13 protein-coding genes are annotated in these 17,993 nt (G+C 45.4%); 12 read left to right on the top strand and 1 reads right to left on the bottom strand.

The window, feature by feature from the left end; all coding sequences use genetic code 11:
* Nucleotides 1–20: 20 nt before the first annotated feature.
* The gene (locus DW769_RS07230) at nt 21–905 is read left to right on the top strand and encodes a carbohydrate ABC transporter permease (protein WP_117801780.1); all 885 of its coding nucleotides are present in this window, start codon (nt 21–23) and stop codon (nt 903–905) included.
* 69 nt (nt 906–974) lie between these two features.
* Here the strand turns inward: DW769_RS07230 and DW769_RS07235 are convergent, their stop codons facing one another.
* Entirely contained in the window at nt 975–1,886 is a 912-nt protein-coding gene (locus DW769_RS07235; protein ID WP_055220303.1) for a 30S ribosomal protein S1, read from the bottom strand.
* A gap of 380 nt (nt 1,887–2,266) precedes the next feature.
* On the opposite strand from DW769_RS07235, the gene DW769_RS07240 reads away from it, so the two are divergent.
* The 11 genes from DW769_RS07240 (at nt 2,267) to DW769_RS07290 (ending at nt 17,975) form a co-directional block, all read left to right on the top strand.
* On the top strand, nt 2,267–3,922 hold the full coding sequence (locus DW769_RS07240) for a putative manganese-dependent inorganic diphosphatase (RefSeq protein WP_117762172.1): 1,656 nt from the start codon (nt 2,267–2,269) through the stop codon (nt 3,920–3,922).
* Between the two features lie 104 nt (nt 3,923–4,026).
* Complete coding sequence (locus DW769_RS07245; RefSeq protein ID WP_118750177.1) at nt 4,027–4,626, top strand: flavin reductase family protein; 600 nt, start codon at nt 4,027–4,029, stop codon at nt 4,624–4,626.
* Between the two features lie 349 nt (nt 4,627–4,975).
* Nucleotides 4,976–6,310 (top strand): NADP-specific glutamate dehydrogenase, encoded by a 1,335-nt coding sequence (gene gdhA, locus DW769_RS07250; RefSeq protein WP_118595204.1) that lies wholly within the window; start codon nt 4,976–4,978, stop codon nt 6,308–6,310.
* 430 nt (nt 6,311–6,740) lie between these two features.
* On the top strand, nt 6,741–7,094 hold the full coding sequence (locus DW769_RS07255) for an Hpt domain-containing protein (RefSeq protein WP_055220310.1): 354 nt from the start codon (nt 6,741–6,743) through the stop codon (nt 7,092–7,094).
* 287 nt (nt 7,095–7,381) lie between these two features.
* Nucleotides 7,382–8,827: a uracil-xanthine permease family protein gene (locus DW769_RS07260; protein WP_117510677.1), complete on the top strand. Its 1,446-nt coding sequence runs from the start codon at nt 7,382–7,384 to the stop codon at nt 8,825–8,827.
* Nucleotides 8,828–9,029: 202 nt separating this feature from the next.
* Nucleotides 9,030–9,722: a carbohydrate ABC transporter permease gene (locus tag DW769_RS07265; protein ID WP_118750178.1), complete on the top strand. Its 693-nt coding sequence runs from the start codon at nt 9,030–9,032 to the stop codon at nt 9,720–9,722.
* Nucleotides 9,723–9,898: 176 nt separating this feature from the next.
* Entirely contained in the window at nt 9,899–10,918 is a 1,020-nt protein-coding gene (locus tag DW769_RS07270; protein ID WP_117813155.1) for a sugar kinase, read from the top strand.
* A gap of 69 nt (nt 10,919–10,987) precedes the next feature.
* On the top strand, nt 10,988–11,461 hold the full coding sequence (locus DW769_RS07275; RefSeq protein ID WP_118750215.1) for a shikimate kinase: 474 nt from the start codon (nt 10,988–10,990) through the stop codon (nt 11,459–11,461).
* A 336-nt stretch (nt 11,462–11,797) separates the two neighbouring features.
* On the top strand, nt 11,798–13,087 hold the full coding sequence (locus tag DW769_RS07280) for a UDP-N-acetylglucosamine 1-carboxyvinyltransferase (protein ID WP_055226306.1): 1,290 nt from the start codon (nt 11,798–11,800) through the stop codon (nt 13,085–13,087).
* A 240-nt stretch (nt 13,088–13,327) separates the two neighbouring features.
* Nucleotides 13,328–15,520, top strand: a complete 2,193-nt coding sequence (locus DW769_RS07285) for a glycoside hydrolase family 31 protein (RefSeq protein ID WP_055267262.1) — start codon at nt 13,328–13,330, stop codon at nt 15,518–15,520.
* A 292-nt stretch (nt 15,521–15,812) separates the two neighbouring features.
* Nucleotides 15,813–17,975: a PTS transporter subunit IIABC gene (locus DW769_RS07290; RefSeq protein WP_118750179.1), complete on the top strand. Its 2,163-nt coding sequence runs from the start codon at nt 15,813–15,815 to the stop codon at nt 17,973–17,975.
* The last annotated feature ends 18 nt before the right edge of the window (nt 17,976–17,993 follow it).

Below are 17,993 nucleotides of genomic sequence, written 5' to 3' on the forward strand. Positions count from 1 at the left end.
GCGAAGGGAGAGTATGAAAAATGGTTGAAAGAAATAAAAGCTTTCAGATTGCAGCTAATGTGATTATGATCTTACTGTCCGTTATGTGTATCGTCCCGTTTATTCTGCTGATTATGTCATCAATCACCAAAGAGAACATTCTATTAAAATATGGATATTCTTTCTGGCCGCGTGAAATCAGTTTTGATGCATACAAAACACTGCTGGTAGATTCAGGCAGTATTGTAAGAGGTTATATCATTTCCGCACTGGTAACGGTAGTCGGAACCGTGGCAAACCTGACTCTGACAACATTGTTTGCCTATCCACTGTCAAGAAAAGAGCTTCCGGGAAAAGCATTTTTCTCCTTTGTGATTTTCTTTACGATGTTGTTCAACGGTGGCTTGGTACCGTCCTATATGATGTGGACTGGAATCTTTCATATTAAAAATACCATCTGGGCACTGATTGTTCCAAATCTTCTGATGGGAGCTTTCTATGTCATCATGATGAGAACGTATTTCACCACCAATATTCCTGATGCGGTCATCGAGGCTGCAAGAATTGACGGAGCAGGTGAGTGGAGAATTCTGGCAAAAATTGTTCTTCCGATGTCTACGCCGATTATTGCTACACTGGCACTTCTGGTCGGCCTCGGATACTGGAATGACTGGTTGAATGGTCTGTACTATATCAACAACGATAAACTGTACAGTATTCAGGTTCTGCTGAATAAGATGCTTCTGGATGTGCAGTATCTGATGAGCGGTGCTTCAGGAGGAGCATTGACACAAAGCATTACACTTCCGGCAACTGGTATCAAAATGGCCGTTGCAGTTATGGGAGCACTTCCAATTCTGGTTGTGTATCCATTCTTCCAGAAATACTTTGTGAAAGGTATTGTGATTGGAGCTGTAAAGGGCTAATAGAAAGCAGACTTTCCAGATACACGCAGGAATGCGTGAGAATGGAAAGTCTGTTTTTTTGATGCAACTTTAGTTCAGCTTAATATTTTTAAACAGCGATCCCAATGTCGTCGTTACTTCTTCCGTCTTTGGAAGTTCGATTGTTTCCTCCTGAATTTCTTCGGCTGCGACATCGTCGAGGGCTTTCATGGAAAGACTGAGTTTGCCGTCTTTGATGGCGATGACTTTTACTTTGACTTTATCGCCGACTGCCAGGACTGCGGATGGATGTTTGATTCGTTTGGCGCAGATCTGGGAGATGTGGACGAGGCCGGAGAGGCCGTTTCCGAGGCTGATGAAGGCGCCGTATGGCTGCAGGCTCTCAACGGTTCCTTCGGTGACGAGGCCGACTTCTACGTTGGAGATTTTCTCTTTGCGCTCTTCGTCTGCTTTCTCGCGGAGAATTTCGCGGGCGGAGAGGATCAGGCGGTCTTTTTCTTTGTCGAGGTCAAAAACCTGTACCTGAATGTCTTTGTTTAAGTATTCATTCAGATCTTCCACGTAGTTCAGGGAGAGTTTGGAAGCCGGGATGAAGCCGCGGATTCCTTCGACGTAAGCGATAACACCGGCGTTTACGATTCCTTTGACTTTTACATCCAGTACGGTTTTCTCTTCTTTGTACTGTGCGAGTTTTTCCCATGCGAGGATATCGTTTGCCTCTGCGCGGGAGAGAAGAATGTTGCCGTGGCCGTCGTCTTTGCGGATCACGGTTGCGGTGATTTCGTCACCGACCTGAACAGCGTCTTTTAAGGAGAAGCCAGGCTCGTTGCTGAAGTCCTCGGCGCGGATGACACCCTCTGCGTAGTATTTCAGATCGAGAATCACCTCTTTTTCATCTACGGAGATGACGGTTCCGGTGAGCATGTCGCCTTCCTCAATTTTTTTGAAGGAAGCTTCCAGCTCTGCGGAGAAGTCATCCATGGTTAATTTTTCTTCTGACATAATGAAACACCCCTTTTTCGTAAGAATAACAGGAAAACGAGAGGAAAATTGTGGATTTATGAAAAAATCGGGTTCAATTTTGCACGTTTTTCTATCTGCGTTTATCTTAACATAAAAGATTTTCTTTGACCAGATGAAAAAAGGATGGTAATATGTGTGTAGTCGTTACCAAAATTACTGAGACGCGCACTTGCTGCGCGGCTGCAGGAGAAAGTGATTCAGGTGGCCGCCCGGAACTTCGCGGAGCGAATTTGCATGTGCAGGGCGGCGGTTACTGGTCACGAAGTGAGCAGTAACTGTAGTCGTTACAAAAAAAGAAGTAAAACTACCGGGACGAACTTACTGTATACCACAAACATACAGAAGGGAGGAGTACTATTATGAAATCAAATTCAAGAGTTTATGTAATTGGACATAAAAATCCGGATACGGATTCCATTTGTTCGGCGATTGCCTATGCGGATATCAAGAACAGGACAGATAAAACCAAAACCTACATGGCGCGGCGTGCCGGTCAGATCAATGAGGAGACCGAGTATGTACTGAAGCGCTTTGGCGTGCGCGCACCGGGGTATCTGCCGAATGCGGGAACGCAGGTAAAGGAAATTGAAATCCATGAGGTGCCGAGCGTACCGGGCACGATTTCCGTGAAGAAAGCGTATTCCATGATGAAAAACAACAACGTGGTCACACTGCCGATTACTTCGCCGGACAATGATCTGCAGGGCGTGATTACGGTCAGTGATATCGCAGAATCCTATATGGATTCTTATGACAGCCATGTCATGTCACTGGCAAGGACGCAATACCGCAGTATCGCGGATACGTTGGATGGTTCGGTTATTGTCGGAAATGAACATGGTTATTTTATCCGCGGAAAAGTCGTTGTCGGCGCATTCCATCCGGATACGATGGAGAACTACATCGAAAAAGATGACCTTGTCATTCTCGGAAACCGTGCGGAGGACCAGCTCTGTGCAATCGAGATGGATGCAAGCTGCATTATCGTCGGACTTGGCGCAAAGGTGACGAAAACGATTCAGAAATTTGCAGAGGAAAAATGCTGTGTGATCATCAGCAGTCCGCATGACACGTATACGATTGCGCGTCTGATTAACCAGAGTATTCCGGTCAAATATCTGATGCGCAGAAGCAATCTGATCACGTTCAACACCGAAGATTTCCTCGATGATATCAAAGAAGTTATGAAAAATCAGAGACACCGCGATTTCCCGATTCTGAACAAGAAAGGAAAATATGTGGGAACGATTTCCCGCCGGAACCTGATCGGAAATGCAGGAAAGAAACTGATTCTCGTCGATCACAATGAGGAATCACAGGCGGTCGATAACGTCAAAGAGGCGGAGATTCTCGAGATCATCGACCATCATCGTCTGGGATCACTTGAGACGATGGCGCCGGTTATGTTCCGCAATGAGCCGGTGGGCTGCACGGGAACGATTATGTATGAAATTTATAAGGAAAAAGAGCTGGAGATCGCGCCGAACATCGCAGGACTGCTCTGCGCAGCCATCATTTCCGATACGCTGATGTTCCGGTCGCCGACGTGTACGTTTCTTGACAAAGCGGCAGCAGAGGCACTGGCGGACATTGCAGGCATCAGCATTCCGGAGTTTGCATCCGAAATGTTCCGTGCAGGAAGCAACCTGAAAGATAAATCACCGGAAGAAATTTTCTACCAGGATTTCAAAAAATTCATCATGGGCGATGTTACGTTTGGTGTCGGCCAGATTACATCCCTCGATGCGGGCGAACTGGAATCCATCAAGGAACAGCTTCTGCCGCAGATGGAAAGCGAGTGCGGAAAACACGGCATCGAGATGGTATTCTTTATGCTGACCAATATTATAGAAGAATCTACAGAGCTTCTGTATTATGGAAGCGGGGCAAAGGAAGTCATCGAAAAAGCTTTTGAAGATCTTCCGGTCAACGAGGTCAGCTGCGAGCTGAAAGGTGTTGTATCGAGAAAGAAACAGCTGATTCCGGCATTTATGATGGCGCTGCAGAATCAGTAAAAACAGAAAAAATAAAAAAGCGTGGTTCCGGGCCTGAAAACAGATCCGGGGCACGCTTTTTTCGGTCATAAAAGGGTGAAAAAGAGGAAAGGAAAGAAATAAGAATGGGAAAACAGACATGGAAAGCGGGAAATATGCTGTATCCGCTGCCGGCGGTCATGGTGTCGGTGCGCGGAAAGAACGGGGAGGACAACATCATCACCGTTGCCTGGGCCGGCACGGTGTGTACGAATCCTCCGATGGTATCGATCTCGGTGCGGCCGGAACGCTACAGCTATCAGATGATCAAAGAGAGCGGTGCGTTCGTCATCAACCTGACGACGGAGGAACTCTGCTATGCGACCGACTACTGCGGCGTGCGCTCGGGAAGAGATGTGGATAAGTTCAAAGAGATGAAACTGACGAAAGTCGAGGCGGAGGAGATTTCCGCACCGATGATCGGGGAGTCGCCGGTTAATATCGAGTGTAAAGTGGAGCAGGTGCTCGAACTGGGCTCGCATCACATGTTTCTTGCAAAAGTTGTGGCTGTCCATGCGGATGAGGTATACATGGATGAGCGCGGCCGCTTCGATCTGAACCGCGCGAAACCGATTGCGTATTCCCACGGAGAGTACTTTGGAATCGGGAAAAAGCAGGGAACCTTTGGCTGGAGCGTGAAGAAAAAATCGAAAACACCTAATATAAAAACAAAAAACCGCAGCTAATCTTTATTTTCTAAAGAATCAGCACGCGAAATTTTATAGTACTTTCGGTAAAAATATACAAAATCGACAAAAATACTGGGTAAATATTAGAAAACGCTACAAAATCATGGTTTATTAGGAATTTTTTGCGTGAAATATTGCAAAAACCGGATATTTTATGCTATAATATCAACCAATCGTTGACCTTATAAAATTAAGTGATCCGGAGGACGGGAGAATCCACCGGAGACGCGAGAGAGTGCGGAAATGATTTTCTCCACGCTTTAAGGCTGATGAGAACCGCAGATGGATCTTTTAAAGAAATCTTTCTGCACTACATTAAGGGAGAAATTTCAAGGAGGAAACTAACATGTCATACGTAGATGAGGTTATTGAGTCCGTAGTTGCAAAAAACCCAGCTGAGCCGGAATTCCATCAGGCAGTCAAAGAGGTTCTGGAATCTCTTCGCCCTGTTATTGAAGCAAACGAGGAAAAATACAGAAAAGTCGCTCTTCTGGAGAGAATGGTAGAGCCAGAGCGTCAGATCAAATTCCGTGTGCCGTGGGTAGACGATAAAGGACAGGCTCATGTAAACACCGGATATCGTGTACAGTTTAACAGTGCAATCGGACCTTACAAAGGAGGAATCCGTCTGCATCCTTCTGTAAATATTGGTATTATCAAATTCCTGGGATTCGAGCAGGTATTCAAAAACTCACTGACCAGCCTTCCGATCGGCGGAGGTAAAGGTGGTTCTGACTTCGATCCGAAAGGAAAATCTGACAGAGAGATCATGGCATTCTGCCAGAGCTTTATGACAGAGCTTTGCAAATATATCGGCGCAGACACCGACGTACCGGCTGGTGACATCGGAACAGGCGCAAGAGAGATCGGCTTCATGTTCGGACAGTACAAGAGAATCCGCGGCGTATACGAAGGCGTTCTGACTGGTAAAGGTTTAAGCTACGGCGGATCTTTAGCAAGAACAGAGGCTACCGGATACGGACTGCTGTACCTGACCCAGGAGCTGCTGAAACTGAACGGCATCGACATCGCAGGCAAGACCGCTTGTGTATCCGGTTCCGGAAACGTTGCAATCTATGCGATCGAGAAAGCTACTCAGCTTGGTGTGAAAGTTCTCACCTGCTCTGACTCCAACGGATGGGTTTACGATCCAGACGGAATCGATGTAGCTGCATTAAAAGAGATCAAAGAAGTAAATCGTGCCCGTCTGACCGAGTACAAGAAATATCGTCCAAACTCTGAGTACCACGAAGGACGCGGCGTATGGGTTGTAAAAGCAGACCTTGCTCTTCCTTGCGCAACTCAGAACGAGCTGCTGCTTGAGGATGCAAAAGCACTTGTTGAGAACGGATGCACTGCAGTATGCGAGGGCGCTAACATGCCTACTACTCTGGAAGCAACCAAATATCTGCAGGAGCACGGCGTAATTTTCGCACCTGGAAAAGCTGCAAATGCAGGTGGTGTTGCAACATCCGCACTCGAGATGTCCCAGAACTCCGAGCGTCTGTCCTGGACCTTCGATGAAGTTGATGCAAAACTGAAAAATATCATGATCAACATCACACACAACATGGTTGATGCTGCAAAACGTTACGGCCATGAGGGCGACTATGTTATGGGCGCTAACATCGCAGGCTTTGAGAAAGTAGCTGACGCTATGATAGCTCAGGGAATCTGCTAATCTGATTTTGAGAAATCCAAAGGGATCTCCGGTTAAGACCGAGGGTCCCTTTTTGCATAAAAGATAGAAGAAACACAGAAAAATAACGAAAATTACAGTGTACAAAAAACATTACATTTTGCAACGAGACTAGACAGAAGAAATAGACTTTCACGCGGTACCGTGTGAATAAAACGACAGAATATGCGAGTAAGTTGTATTATTATGCATGAATGCAATATACAGGTAAGATAAAAACGTAAGAAAAACGTAAGAAAAAAGATGTTTTATGTTCAGAAATAGAGCGTATAGTAAACAAAAATAATGCAAAAATAATGAAAAGCAGAAGTTGACAAGAGCTTGCGTGAGAAATATAATTATTTATGTATTGATAAAGAACTTGTTTGCATTAATATGTAATGAATTTGCATACAGGGAAGAGGAAGAGAAGATGACATTAAAAGATTGCTACATGCAGATGGGAGCAGATTACGAGGAAACCGTTCAGCGGCTTCGCAGTGAGTCTCTGATTCAGCGGATCATTTTAAAATTTCCTCAGGATCCGAGCTATCAGGAGCTTTGCCAGGCACTGGCGGACGGAAATATTGAGGTTGCATTCCGTGCAGCTCATACATTAAAAGGCGTGTGCCAGAATCTTGGTTTTAAAAATCTGTACGAGCCAAGCGCCGAGCTGACCGAGCGGTTAAGACCGCTGCAGGAGACCGAGACGGATGATCTGATGCAGAAGGTGACGGAAGAATATAACCGCACCGTAAAAGCGATTGAGGATTTCCAGAACGCTTAAATTGAAGGAAGAAAACAAGGAGACATTGATCTGTGAGATGAGGAACACAGACCGGTGTCTCCTTTTTATGGAATTCTGTACAAGATGCGGGTTGACGGGAAAAAAGAAACATGATAATCTTTTTACATAAAAGCACAGCTTATGAAGAAGACTTGTTTAAAAAGAAAAACTTATAAGTATCTATAAGAAAAAACAAGGACGCTTTGCCGGAAAAATTCCGGCTGTGCAGGGCATATTCCATACCGAAAGGCAAGGCAGCCCAAATCTACAAAAGCAGGAGAAAAGCAATGAAAAAAGAAAAAAGTTCAGCTATGGGAACCCCGTACACCTTTGAAGGACGGATTCCGCTGAAGCAGGCGATTCCGCTTGGATTGCAGCACGTAATGGCGATGTTCATAGGAAACCTTACCCCGCTTCTGATCATCATGGGAGCGTGCGGTCTGACGGCGGATGCGGGCTACGGTGCACTTCGTACGGCTCTTTTGCAGAATGCAATGACAGTAGCCGGTATTGTAACACTGGTACAGATGTTTTCGATTGGACCGATCGGCGGTAAAGTACCGATTGTTATGGGTACATCTTCTGGATTCCTCGGCGTATTCAAGAGCGTGACAGCCGTGCTGGGACAGGGCGCGCTGACGTACGGCGCTATCCTTGGTGCGACAATTGTCGGCGGTCTGTTTGAGGGCGTGCTTGGCGTCTGTTTAAAGCCGCTTCGTAAATTTTTCCCGTCGGTTGTTACCGGCTGTGTCGTTATGGCGATCGGTCTTTCGCTGATTCCGGTTGGAATCAATTATCTCTGCGGCGGTTCCGGAACGAACGATTACGGTTCCATACAGAACCTGTTCCTTGGCATGGTCGTTCTGATTGTAACGCTGGCACTGAAGCACTTTACAAATCCGAAGGGAATCTTAAGCACGGCTTCAATTCTGATCGGTATTTTAGTCGGCTACGTGGTAGCTATTATTATGACCATGGTTCTGCCGCATACCGGAACGGCGGTTCTTGAGGATGGAAGCACTGTTTCCTATACATATTCCTGGGTTGTCAATTTCCAGCAGGTAAAAGATGCGTCCTGGTTCGCACTCCCTGGTATTGCAGGCTTTGGAAAACTGGCTGAGGTAAAACCAGTCTTTCGTGTGGAGGCAATTCTCCCGGTAGCGATCATGTTCATCGTAACAACCGTTGAGACGGTCGGCGATATCTGCGCCTGCGTAGAGAGCGGTATGGACCGCGAGGCAACCGATTCTGAGCTTTCCGGCGGTATCATCTGCGACGGTCTCGGATCCAGCTTTGCAGCAGCACTCGGCGTTCTCCCGAATACTTCTTTTGCACAGAACGTCGGCATTATTTCGATGACAAAAATCGTAAACCGTATGGCACTTTCCTGCGGAGCCATTTTCCTGATCCTCTGCGGACTCTGCCCGAAGATTGCAGCATTTGTATCCATTATGCCGCAGTCCGTACTCGGCGGTGCAGCCGTTATGATGTTTGCGTCAATTCTGGTTTCCGGTATTCAGCTCATCACAAAAGAGCCGATTACGAGCCGTGAGATCACGATCGTTTCTGTTGCACTGGGTCTTGGCTACGGCCTTGGTTCCACAGCGGGAGCAACTTCTGAGCTTCCTTATTATATCCAGCTGATTTTCGGCGGCTCCGGTATTGTTCCGGCAGCGGTTGCGGCGATTGTACTGAATATTATTATTCCAAAAGAGAAGAAAAAAGCAGAATAAAGAAGAGATAATTAAAAAAGAACCTCTTAGTTTTCCTGGAAGGAGCCTTCTGGAGAAAAATTAAGAGGTTCTTTTTCTGTACAAAACGTTCGAACAAGTGTAAAATATACAAAATGACGGAAAAACGAATCAAAAATTAGTTGAGATTAAAAGAAATACCGATATCAAAAAAGTCAAGATTGACTAATCCTACAGCCTGATCATGGGTGATTCCGCATTCTGGAATTCTTTCTGGATTTCCATCAAACGAGTTGTCATCGGAACCGTATGGACCATGGTTGTCCTGATCATGATGTCCTATCCGCTGGCAAAGAGCAAAACAGAGTACAAACCGAGAAACGTCCTGATGTGGATCCTGGTATTCTGTATGCTGTTCAATGGTGGTACCATTCCGTGGTTCATCACCGTTAAAAATTATGGTATGATCGATACGATGGCAGCACTGGTTCTGGCTGGTTCTGTTCCGGTATTCAACGTACTCCTGATGATGAACTTCTTCCGCGGCATCCCGGGAGACCTCGAGGAGGCAGCCCGTGTAGACGGCGCCGGCCCGTGGCGTATCCTGTGGCAGATTGTAGTTCCGTGTTCCAAACCGGTTATCGCAACCATCGTCCTGTTTACATCCGTTGGTTACTGGAACGAGTATTTCCAGGGCCTGGTATTAATGAACAAAGAGACGAACTATCCGTTGCAGACCTACATCCGTCAGATCTCCGTTCAGATCCCGGTAGGCGTAACCCTGACTGCAGAGCAGTATCAGCAGTTAGCACAGAACTCCAACAAATCACTGGAGGCAGCAAAGGTATTTATCGCCCTTGTTCCTATGCTGATTGTATATCCGTTCCTGCAGAAATACTTCGTAACCGGTATTACACTGGGGGCAGTAAAAGAATAATGAAATACACGAAAAGAGGCTTTCTGAAGAGAAACAGAAAGCCTCTTTTTTGTGCTTTTCTGCGATGGAAAACGGGGGTGGTTTCCGCAGGTTTTTCTTGCGTCCGTGGGGAAAACAGCGTAAGATAAAGAGGTATTGAGACAAAAAAGCAAATTGCTTTTGGAGGGGATTTTAGTATGAAGGTACTTACTTTTGGAGAAGTGATGCTGCGTCTGAAAACACCGGAGCATCTGAAAATTTTACAGGCAGATACATTTGAAGCCAATTACGGCGGCGCGGAGGCGAATGTTGCGGTTTCCCTGGCGACACTCGGGGACGATGTTTCGTACGTGACAAAAGTGCCGGAGCACCAGGTGGGACAGGCAGCCGTCAATGAGATCCGCCGGTTCGGCGTCGATACATCCCGTGTGCTGCGGGGCGGCGGACGCGTTGGTATTTACTATTTTGAAAAGGGAACGAATATCCGCCCGACGAGCGTGGTTTATGACCGCGCTTACAGCGCAATTGCAATGGCAAAGGCAGAGGAATTTGACTGGGAAAAACTGCTTGATGGCGTAGATCTCTTTTATTTTTCCGGTATCACGCCTGCCATCAGCACAGAGATTGAAAAAGCGCTGGAGAACGCTCTGGCACTCTGCAGAGAGAAAAAAATCCAGGTGGTATGTGATCTGAACTACCGCGGAAAAATGTGGTCCACGAAGGACGCACAGCGCGTTATGCGCCGTCTGATGGCGTATGTGGATGTCTGCATTGCAAACGATGAGGATTTTGAATCATCACTTGGCATTCCGGCGTACGACGGAGATATGTCGCGCGGCATTGAGCAGATCGAGTCTTACAAAGAGGGCATGCTGGAAATCCAGAAGCAGTTCCCGAACTGCAAAGCGGTTGCGAGTGTGCTGCGCAATCTCTACACCGTGGAGGACGGCGACTGGATGGGAATTTACCTGAAAGACGGAAAATTCTACGAGAGCCCGGTTCGTAAAGTACACAGCTTTGAGGCAGTCGGAGCCGGTGATGCATTTGGCGCGGGACTGATCCATGCGATGCTTCATGATTTTGAGCCGCAGAAAGCCATCGACTTTGCGATTTCCGCAAGTGTTTTAAAGCTGATGATCCAGCACGATGCCAATGTGGCGAGCGAAACAGAGATCGAGCAGATCATGAAGCAGGGCGGAACGAATCTGCAGAGATAGGATAGAGAAAAATTTACGAGACAGCAGGAGGAATAAATCTTGAATAAACGGAATATTATCTTAATAGGAATGCCGGGAGCCGGCAAAAGCAGCGTTGGTGTTATTCTTGCAAAGGTGTTGGGATATGAGTTTATTGATACGGATCTTGTGATCCAGCATCGGGAGAAGCGTCTTCTGCGCGAGATCATTGCGGATGAAGGAAATGAAGGCTTTCTTGCGATTGAGAATGAAGTCAATGCGACATTGGAAGCCGACAAAAGCGTCATCGCGCCGGGCGGCAGTGCCATTTACGGAAAAGAGGCGATGGAGCATTTTAAAGAAATTGGAATCATCGTTTACCTGAAGCTGTCGTATGAGGATCTGGCGAAACGTCTCGGAAACCTGAAGGGACGCGGCGTCGTGCTGAAAGAGGGCCAGACGCTCAAAGATCTTTACGATGAGAGAAGTAAACTGTATGAACAGTATGCCGAGATTACGGTCGATGAGAGCGGAAAGGATATCCAGGGCACGATTCTGGCACTTCGCGAGCAGATTGGCATGTAAGAAGGAACGGTGGAATATTCGGAGAATTTTCAAAAACATAATATTACGTAATAATAAGGAAAATGTTCTGACAGTTAGAAATTACATATAACGTTTCTCTGAATATTCCTAACCGGAAACGGTGGAAAAAAACGGAAATAGTACGGAATATATTAAAATTGATTTACAAAATATTAGATTTGAGTTAAGATAAGGGGAGACTGAAAAATTACTGCGGGGAGCAGTGCGTTTCAGTGAGTCCGGAGTGTGTAAAAAAACAGCAGAACAGACTTTGAATCGTTATTTCGGATAAAACACACTCGTTAAGTTATGAAAAAGAAAATTTGAGGTGAATATATGGAACAGTATGTCATCAGAGGTGGAAATCCTCTTGTGGGCGAAGTGGAAATTGGGGGAGCAAAAAACGCGGCGCTTGCAATTCTTACGGCAGCAACGATGACCGATGAGACGGTTCTGATCGAAAATCTGCCGGATGTCAGCGATATTAATGTACTTCTGGAAGCAATTGCAGAGATCGGAGCTACTGTGGACCGCATCGACCGTCATACCGTGCGGATCAATGCATCGACTATCGGTGATCTGAGTGTTGACTATGAATATATCAAAAAAATTCGTGCGTCTTATTATCTTTTAGGCGCGCTGCTTGGAAAATACAAAAGAGCGGAAGTTCCGCTTCCGGGCGGATGTAACATTGGAAGCCGTCCGATCGACCAGCATTTAAAGGGATTCCGCGCACTCGGTGCTGAGGTAAGCATCCGTCATGGCGCAATCGTGGCAAGTGCGGCAGATCTGCATGGAAGCCACATTTTCCTGGATATGGTTTCCGTTGGAGCCACCATCAACATCATGATGGCAGCTTCGATGGCAAGAGGAAATACAACGATTGAGAATGCAGCGAAAGAGCCGCACGTTGTCGATGTGGCGAACTTCCTGAACAGCATGGGAGCAAACATCAAAGGAGCAGGAACCGATGTGATCCGGATCAAGGGTGTCGATACCCTGCACGGAACCAGCTATGCGGTCGTACCGGATATGATCGAGGCAGGTACGTATATGTTTGCAGCAGCAGCTACAAAGGGCGATGTGCTGATTAAAAACGTGATTCCAAAGCATCTGGAAGCAACAACCGCAAAGCTCGAGGAGATTGGCTGCGACGTAGAAGAGTTTGACGATTCCATCCGTGTGAGCGCAAGCAAACGTCTGGGCAGAACACACGTAAAGACACAGCCGTATCCGGGTTACCCGACCGATATGCAGCCGCAGATTGCGGTTACACTGGCACTGGCAAACGGTACGAGTATTGTAACAGAGAGTATTTTTGAAAATCGTTTTAAATATGCGGATGAGCTGGCACGTATGGGCGCCTGTATTAAAGTAGAAGGCAACACGGCGATCATCGACGGCGTAGAGAAATTTACCGGAGCAGAGGTTTCCGCACCGGATCTTCGCGCCGGAGCAGCACTTGTTATTGCAGGTCTTGCAGCAGAGGGTGTTACCGTGGTGGATGATATTGTATACATTCTGCGCGGATACGAGGACTTCGACGGAAAGCTCCGTGGACTCGGCGCTGAAATTGAGCGTGTGAATAATGCAAAGGACATCCAGAAATTCCGGTTAAGAGCGTAAAAACAGTATAAAACAAATGTTGACAAAAAGGACGGTGCAATAAAAGGTACCGTTCTTTTATTTTACCTTATTGCGAAGAAATTGGCTTAAATTTTACTACTATTATTTTCAAAGCTGAGGCGGTCAGTATTGGTAAAAAAAGATATTTAAAAATATACAAATTTATGATATGTTGAATACGAAAACGTTACCGATTATACATTTTGACTAAAAATAATAAAAACCAGAGGGGGACAATATATGTCTAATGAAGCAGAAACACAATATAATCCACAATGTGGGGAGCGAAGAACAATTTTTTCAGATGAGTATGATTTTCTTACGAAAATTGAATCAGTGTGTGCCAAAGAAGATGGAATACATTTTTTGGTACGTACATGGAAAGACCGTATAGCCACAGTTCGTATTACATTTTTGACACCATCGGTATTCAGATTTGTGATGGTGCCGGAGATGACTGCAAAAAGCCACAGACAGACGGTAGTCGAAGATGTACCTGAATCGGAGTTTGAAACAAAAAATGCAGAATTTACAGAAAATGAAGATCTGTATATATATGAAACAAATCAGTTAAGTCTTCATTTTTCAAAAAACTACTGGGAAATGTCCATATATCAGAATGGAAAATTATTGACGAAAGAACAGGCTTTTGACACTAATGTCGATAACCGGTGGAAACAGCTTCCAACAGGATTTAGAGTAGATGCATCTGGAAAAAGTATAGCCTCATTTGAGCAGTTTGTATTATTCTCCGATGAGCAATTTTGGGGATTTGGAGAGAAGTTTACACATTTTAATAAACGTGGACAAAGAATAGAGTGTTGGCAAAAAGATGCATTGTCTACTAATACGGAGGATTCATATAAAAGTCATCCGTATTTTACAAGCAGCCGGGGATATTCCGTATTGTTAAATACATTTACGCGTTCATCATTTGATATGGGTGCTTCATCATGGATCAGTTATCAGATGGGCAGTGACGATCCTATTCTGGATTATATTTTCCTGGCAGAAGAAAGCAAAGACTATAAGAAGCTGTTGCAGCAGTATTTGCAGATTACAGGGCAGATACCTATGATTCCACAGTGGGCTTTTGGTTTCTGGATGTCAAAATGCTCTTATATGAGCCGTAAAGAAGTCGAGGATGTTGTTGCTGATGCTGAAAAATTTGGAATAGGTATCGATGTAATTCATATCGATGGCTGGCAGAGGCAGGATATGTCTGGTGTATGGGAATGGGATACAGAACGTTTCCCTGAACCGGAAGAAATGATTAAAGAATTAAATAAAAAGAACATACATTTAAGTCTTTGGAATTATCCGTACTTGCAGGAAGATTCGCCGGCATTTAAGGAACTGGCAGAACGTGGATTTTTTATAAAAAATAAAGAAGGGCATCCTGCAATGTTTAAAGCGACTGCAGATTCAGAGTTTTTGTGTGCTTGCTTTGATTTCACAAATCCGGAATTTCTGGCATGGTATGAGGAACGTGTGAAAAAAATCGTCAGAATGGGTGTATCAGTGATAAAAACAGATTTCTCTGAAGCAGTACCTGAAGATGTTGTATTTTACAATGGCATGAGCGGGCGAGAAGGACATAATCTTCTGACGTATCTGTATGCAAAAAATATTTACACATGGATGAAAGAAATTTGCGACGAACGTGGGGAATTGCCAATGCTTTGGGGACGCAGTGGGTATGTGGGTTCTCATACGATCCCGGCAGCATGGGCAGGAGATTCTTCCAGTGATAAAGCAAGTCACAGTGCAATCCTTCAGGCCGGACTTGGGATGGCTATGTCTGGTGTATCTTTCTGGGGTTATGATCTTGGCGGATTTTATAACACAGGTTATATCGGAAATGAGGAGCGTCCGAATATAGAAGATTACCTTTCCTCTGTGCAGATGGGATTGTGGATGCCATTATCCAGAGCGCACGGTAAAACACCGCGGGAACCATGGCAGTATGGAGATATGGCATTAAAAGAAGTAAAAAAATGGATTAACTTCAGACATCGACTTGTGCCATATCTTTATCACACAGCCTGCCAGAGTCATCAGTCTGGTATTCCAATGATTCGTCCGCTTGTGATGGAATATCCGAAAGATCCAATCGCAAAGACACAGAATCTGTCTTATATGCTTGGTGATGCATTGCTTATTTCACCCGGATTTGACAGAGATGAATATGAACTGTATCTTCCGGAAGGCCGGTGGCAGGATATTGAAAGTAAAGAAGTATATGAGGGAATGACATTTGTTCATATAGAAAACAAAGCTTTTGCTGATGGTGGTACATCTCTTCGGGTTTTCCAGAAGGAAGGAACAAGTATACCGTTGTTTGCTCAAAAAGAAGTATTGCATGTGCCTGCACAACTATGGAAACAGGAAGATCTTGAATTTATGACATTTCAGAAAAAAGATGTTGATTAGCTATTGTGCACAAAATAGATGCATAAAAATATGAAAAATGGATAAAAAGAAAAAAGCTGAAATCATAAGAACTGACTTGACAAAAGAGATTTATCTGTGCTATATTCAACTACAGTTGTAGTGTGTAACTCGATTTTTGGAGGCATTAACTATACATAACAGGAATTGTTTATGTGGGTTAGTGTCTCTTTTTTGTACTCTGTTTCAGAAAAAGAGTACAGACCGGCTAAAAAGATGCAAAACCGCAGAAACTCTTCTTGTAAAAAGTATAAACTACACAAGGAGTAAAAAAATGAAGGACAAAATTTTTAGTGTTCTGCAGCGAGTGGGAAGAAGCTTTATGCTCCCGATCGCAATCCTTCCGGTAGCCGGACTTTTACTGGGAATCGGAAGCTCATTTACCAATGCAACCACGATTGAAACGTACGGTCTGACAAGCTTGCTCGGCAACGGCACAATTCTTCATGCACTGCTGGTGATCATGAACAAGGTAGGAAGTGCAGTGTTTGATAACCTGCCGCTGATTTTTGCGGTAGGTGTTGCAATTGGTATGGCAAAGAAGGAAAAAGAGGTTTCTGCCCTGTCAGCCGTTATTGCATATTTCGTTATGAATACAGCAATCAACGCAATGCTGACTATTACGGGTCAGATTCTGGAAAACGGAGAAATTGCAGAATCCGTTCTGGAAGGAACCATCACTTCTGTCTGCGGTATTCAGTCGCTGCAGATGGGTGTGTTTGGCGGTATTATTGTCGGTCTTGGAGTCGCAGCACTTCATAATCGATTTTACCGGATCCAGCTTCCGAACGCACTTTCTTTCTTTGGAGGTACTCGTTTTGTACCAATTATTTCTACGATCGTCTATATGTTTGTGGGAATTTTAATGTATTTTGTATGGCCGGTTGTACAGAACGGCATTTATGCGCTGGGTAGCCTGGTAACCGGCTCCGGTTATGTCGGAACGCTGATTTTCGGTCTGATTAAACGGGCACTGATTCCATTTGGTCTGCATCACGTATTCTATATGCCGTTCTGGCAGACGGCAGTCGGAGGTACCATGGAAGTGGCAGGACAGATGGTGCAGGGCGGACAGAATATTTTCTTCGCACAGCTTGCGGATTCTGCGAATATCGCACATTTCAGTGCAGATGCAACGAGATATTTCTCTGGAGAATTTATTTTTATGATTTTCGGACTTCCGGGAGCGGCACTTGCCATGTACCATTGTGCGAAACCGGAGAAGAAAAAAGCAGCAGGCGGTCTGCTTCTTTCCGCAGCACTTGCGTGTATGGCAACCGGTATCACAGAACCGCTGGAATTCTCTTTCCTGTTTGTTGCACCGGCGTTGTTTGTCGTGCAGGTTATTCTTGCGGGAACAGCTTATATGATCGCACACATCCTGAATATCGCAGTAGGTCTTACCTTTTCCGGCGGACTTCTGGACTTCTTCCTGTTCGGTATTTTGCAGGGAAATGAAAAGACAAGCTGGATGAGGGTGATTCCGGTCGGCATTCTTTATTTCTTCCTGTATTATTTTATCTTCAAATTCATGATTAAAAAGTTTGATTTTAAGACACCGGGTCGCGAGGATGATGATGTGGAAACCAAGCTTTATACGAAAGCAGATGTAAATGCAAGAAAAGAGGCGCAGAGCGATGGGGTGGCATCGGAAGATGCCATGAGTGAAGCGATCACAAAAGGTCTTGGCGGAAAGAAAAATATTTCGGATGTGGACTGCTGTGCGACAAGACTGCGCTGTACTGTTCATGATGCAGCGAGAGTCAGCGATGGTATTTTAAAGGCGACAGGGGCATCTGGCGTTGTGCATAAAGGAAATGGTGTACAGGTTATTTACGGACCGAATGTAACTGTGATAAAATCAAATTTAGAGGATTATCTGGAAAAAGCTCCGAATACGTATGCGGAAGCAGAAAATACACCAACCCCAAAAGAGGCGGAACCGACGCAGGAAACAAAAGAACAGAAGGTTGTGGATACGATTACTGTCTGCAGCCCGATAAGCGGACTGGCAGCCGACCTTTCTACTGCGCCGGATGAAGCGTTTGCAGAAAAGATGATGGGAGACGGCGCTGTTGTGACACCGGAAGATCCTTATGTGCGTGCTCCGGAGGACGGAGAAGTCGCGTTTGTTTTTGACACAAAACATGCGATTGGATTTGTAACCGATTCCGGGGTCAGCCTTCTGATTCATGTCGGAATTGATACAGTAAAACTGAACGGAGAGGGATTTGAGGCACTGGTAAAAAGCGGTCAGACCGTGAAAAAAGGTGATCCGATGCTGAAGCTGGATCTGGAATATCTGAAAACACATGCGCCGTCGGTTACATCACCGGTTCTTTGCACAGAGCTGGAGGAGAACCAGAGAATCCGTCTTTTGGCAGACGGACCGGTAAAAGCAGGAGATCCTTTATTTGCGATTGAGATTCTCGCGTAAGCTGTGCCTTAAAAACGG

Origin of the sequence: Blautia sp. AM29-29, from assembly GCF_003480555.1 — a bacterium.
GTDB lineage: Bacteria > Bacillota > Clostridia > Lachnospirales > Lachnospiraceae > Fusicatenibacter > Fusicatenibacter saccharivorans.

Coding starts and splice junctions, on each gene's coding strand:
- DW769_RS07290 (WP_118750179.1), top strand. CDS start 15,813: ATGAAGGACAAAATTTTTAGTGTTCTGCAGCGAGTGGGAAGAAGCTTT.
- DW769_RS07260 (WP_117510677.1), top strand. CDS start 7,382: ATGAAAAAAGAAAAAAGTTCAGCTATGGGAACCCCGTACACCTTTGAA.
- DW769_RS07280 (WP_055226306.1), top strand. CDS start 11,798: ATGGAACAGTATGTCATCAGAGGTGGAAATCCTCTTGTGGGCGAAGTG.
- DW769_RS07270 (WP_117813155.1), top strand. CDS start 9,899: ATGAAGGTACTTACTTTTGGAGAAGTGATGCTGCGTCTGAAAACACCG.
- DW769_RS07275 (WP_118750215.1), top strand. CDS start 10,988: ATGCCGGGAGCCGGCAAAAGCAGCGTTGGTGTTATTCTTGCAAAGGTG.
- gdhA (WP_118595204.1), top strand. CDS start 4,976: ATGTCATACGTAGATGAGGTTATTGAGTCCGTAGTTGCAAAAAACCCA.
- DW769_RS07230 (WP_117801780.1), top strand. CDS start 21: ATGGTTGAAAGAAATAAAAGCTTTCAGATTGCAGCTAATGTGATTATG.
- DW769_RS07255 (WP_055220310.1), top strand. CDS start 6,741: ATGACATTAAAAGATTGCTACATGCAGATGGGAGCAGATTACGAGGAA.
- DW769_RS07285 (WP_055267262.1), top strand. CDS start 13,328: ATGTCTAATGAAGCAGAAACACAATATAATCCACAATGTGGGGAGCGA.
- DW769_RS07235 (WP_055220303.1), bottom strand. CDS start 1,886: ATGTCAGAAGAAAAATTAACCATGGATGACTTCTCCGCAGAGCTGGAA.
- DW769_RS07265 (WP_118750178.1), top strand. CDS start 9,030: ATGGGTGATTCCGCATTCTGGAATTCTTTCTGGATTTCCATCAAACGA.
- DW769_RS07245 (WP_118750177.1), top strand. CDS start 4,027: ATGGGAAAACAGACATGGAAAGCGGGAAATATGCTGTATCCGCTGCCG.
- DW769_RS07240 (WP_117762172.1), top strand. CDS start 2,267: ATGAAATCAAATTCAAGAGTTTATGTAATTGGACATAAAAATCCGGAT.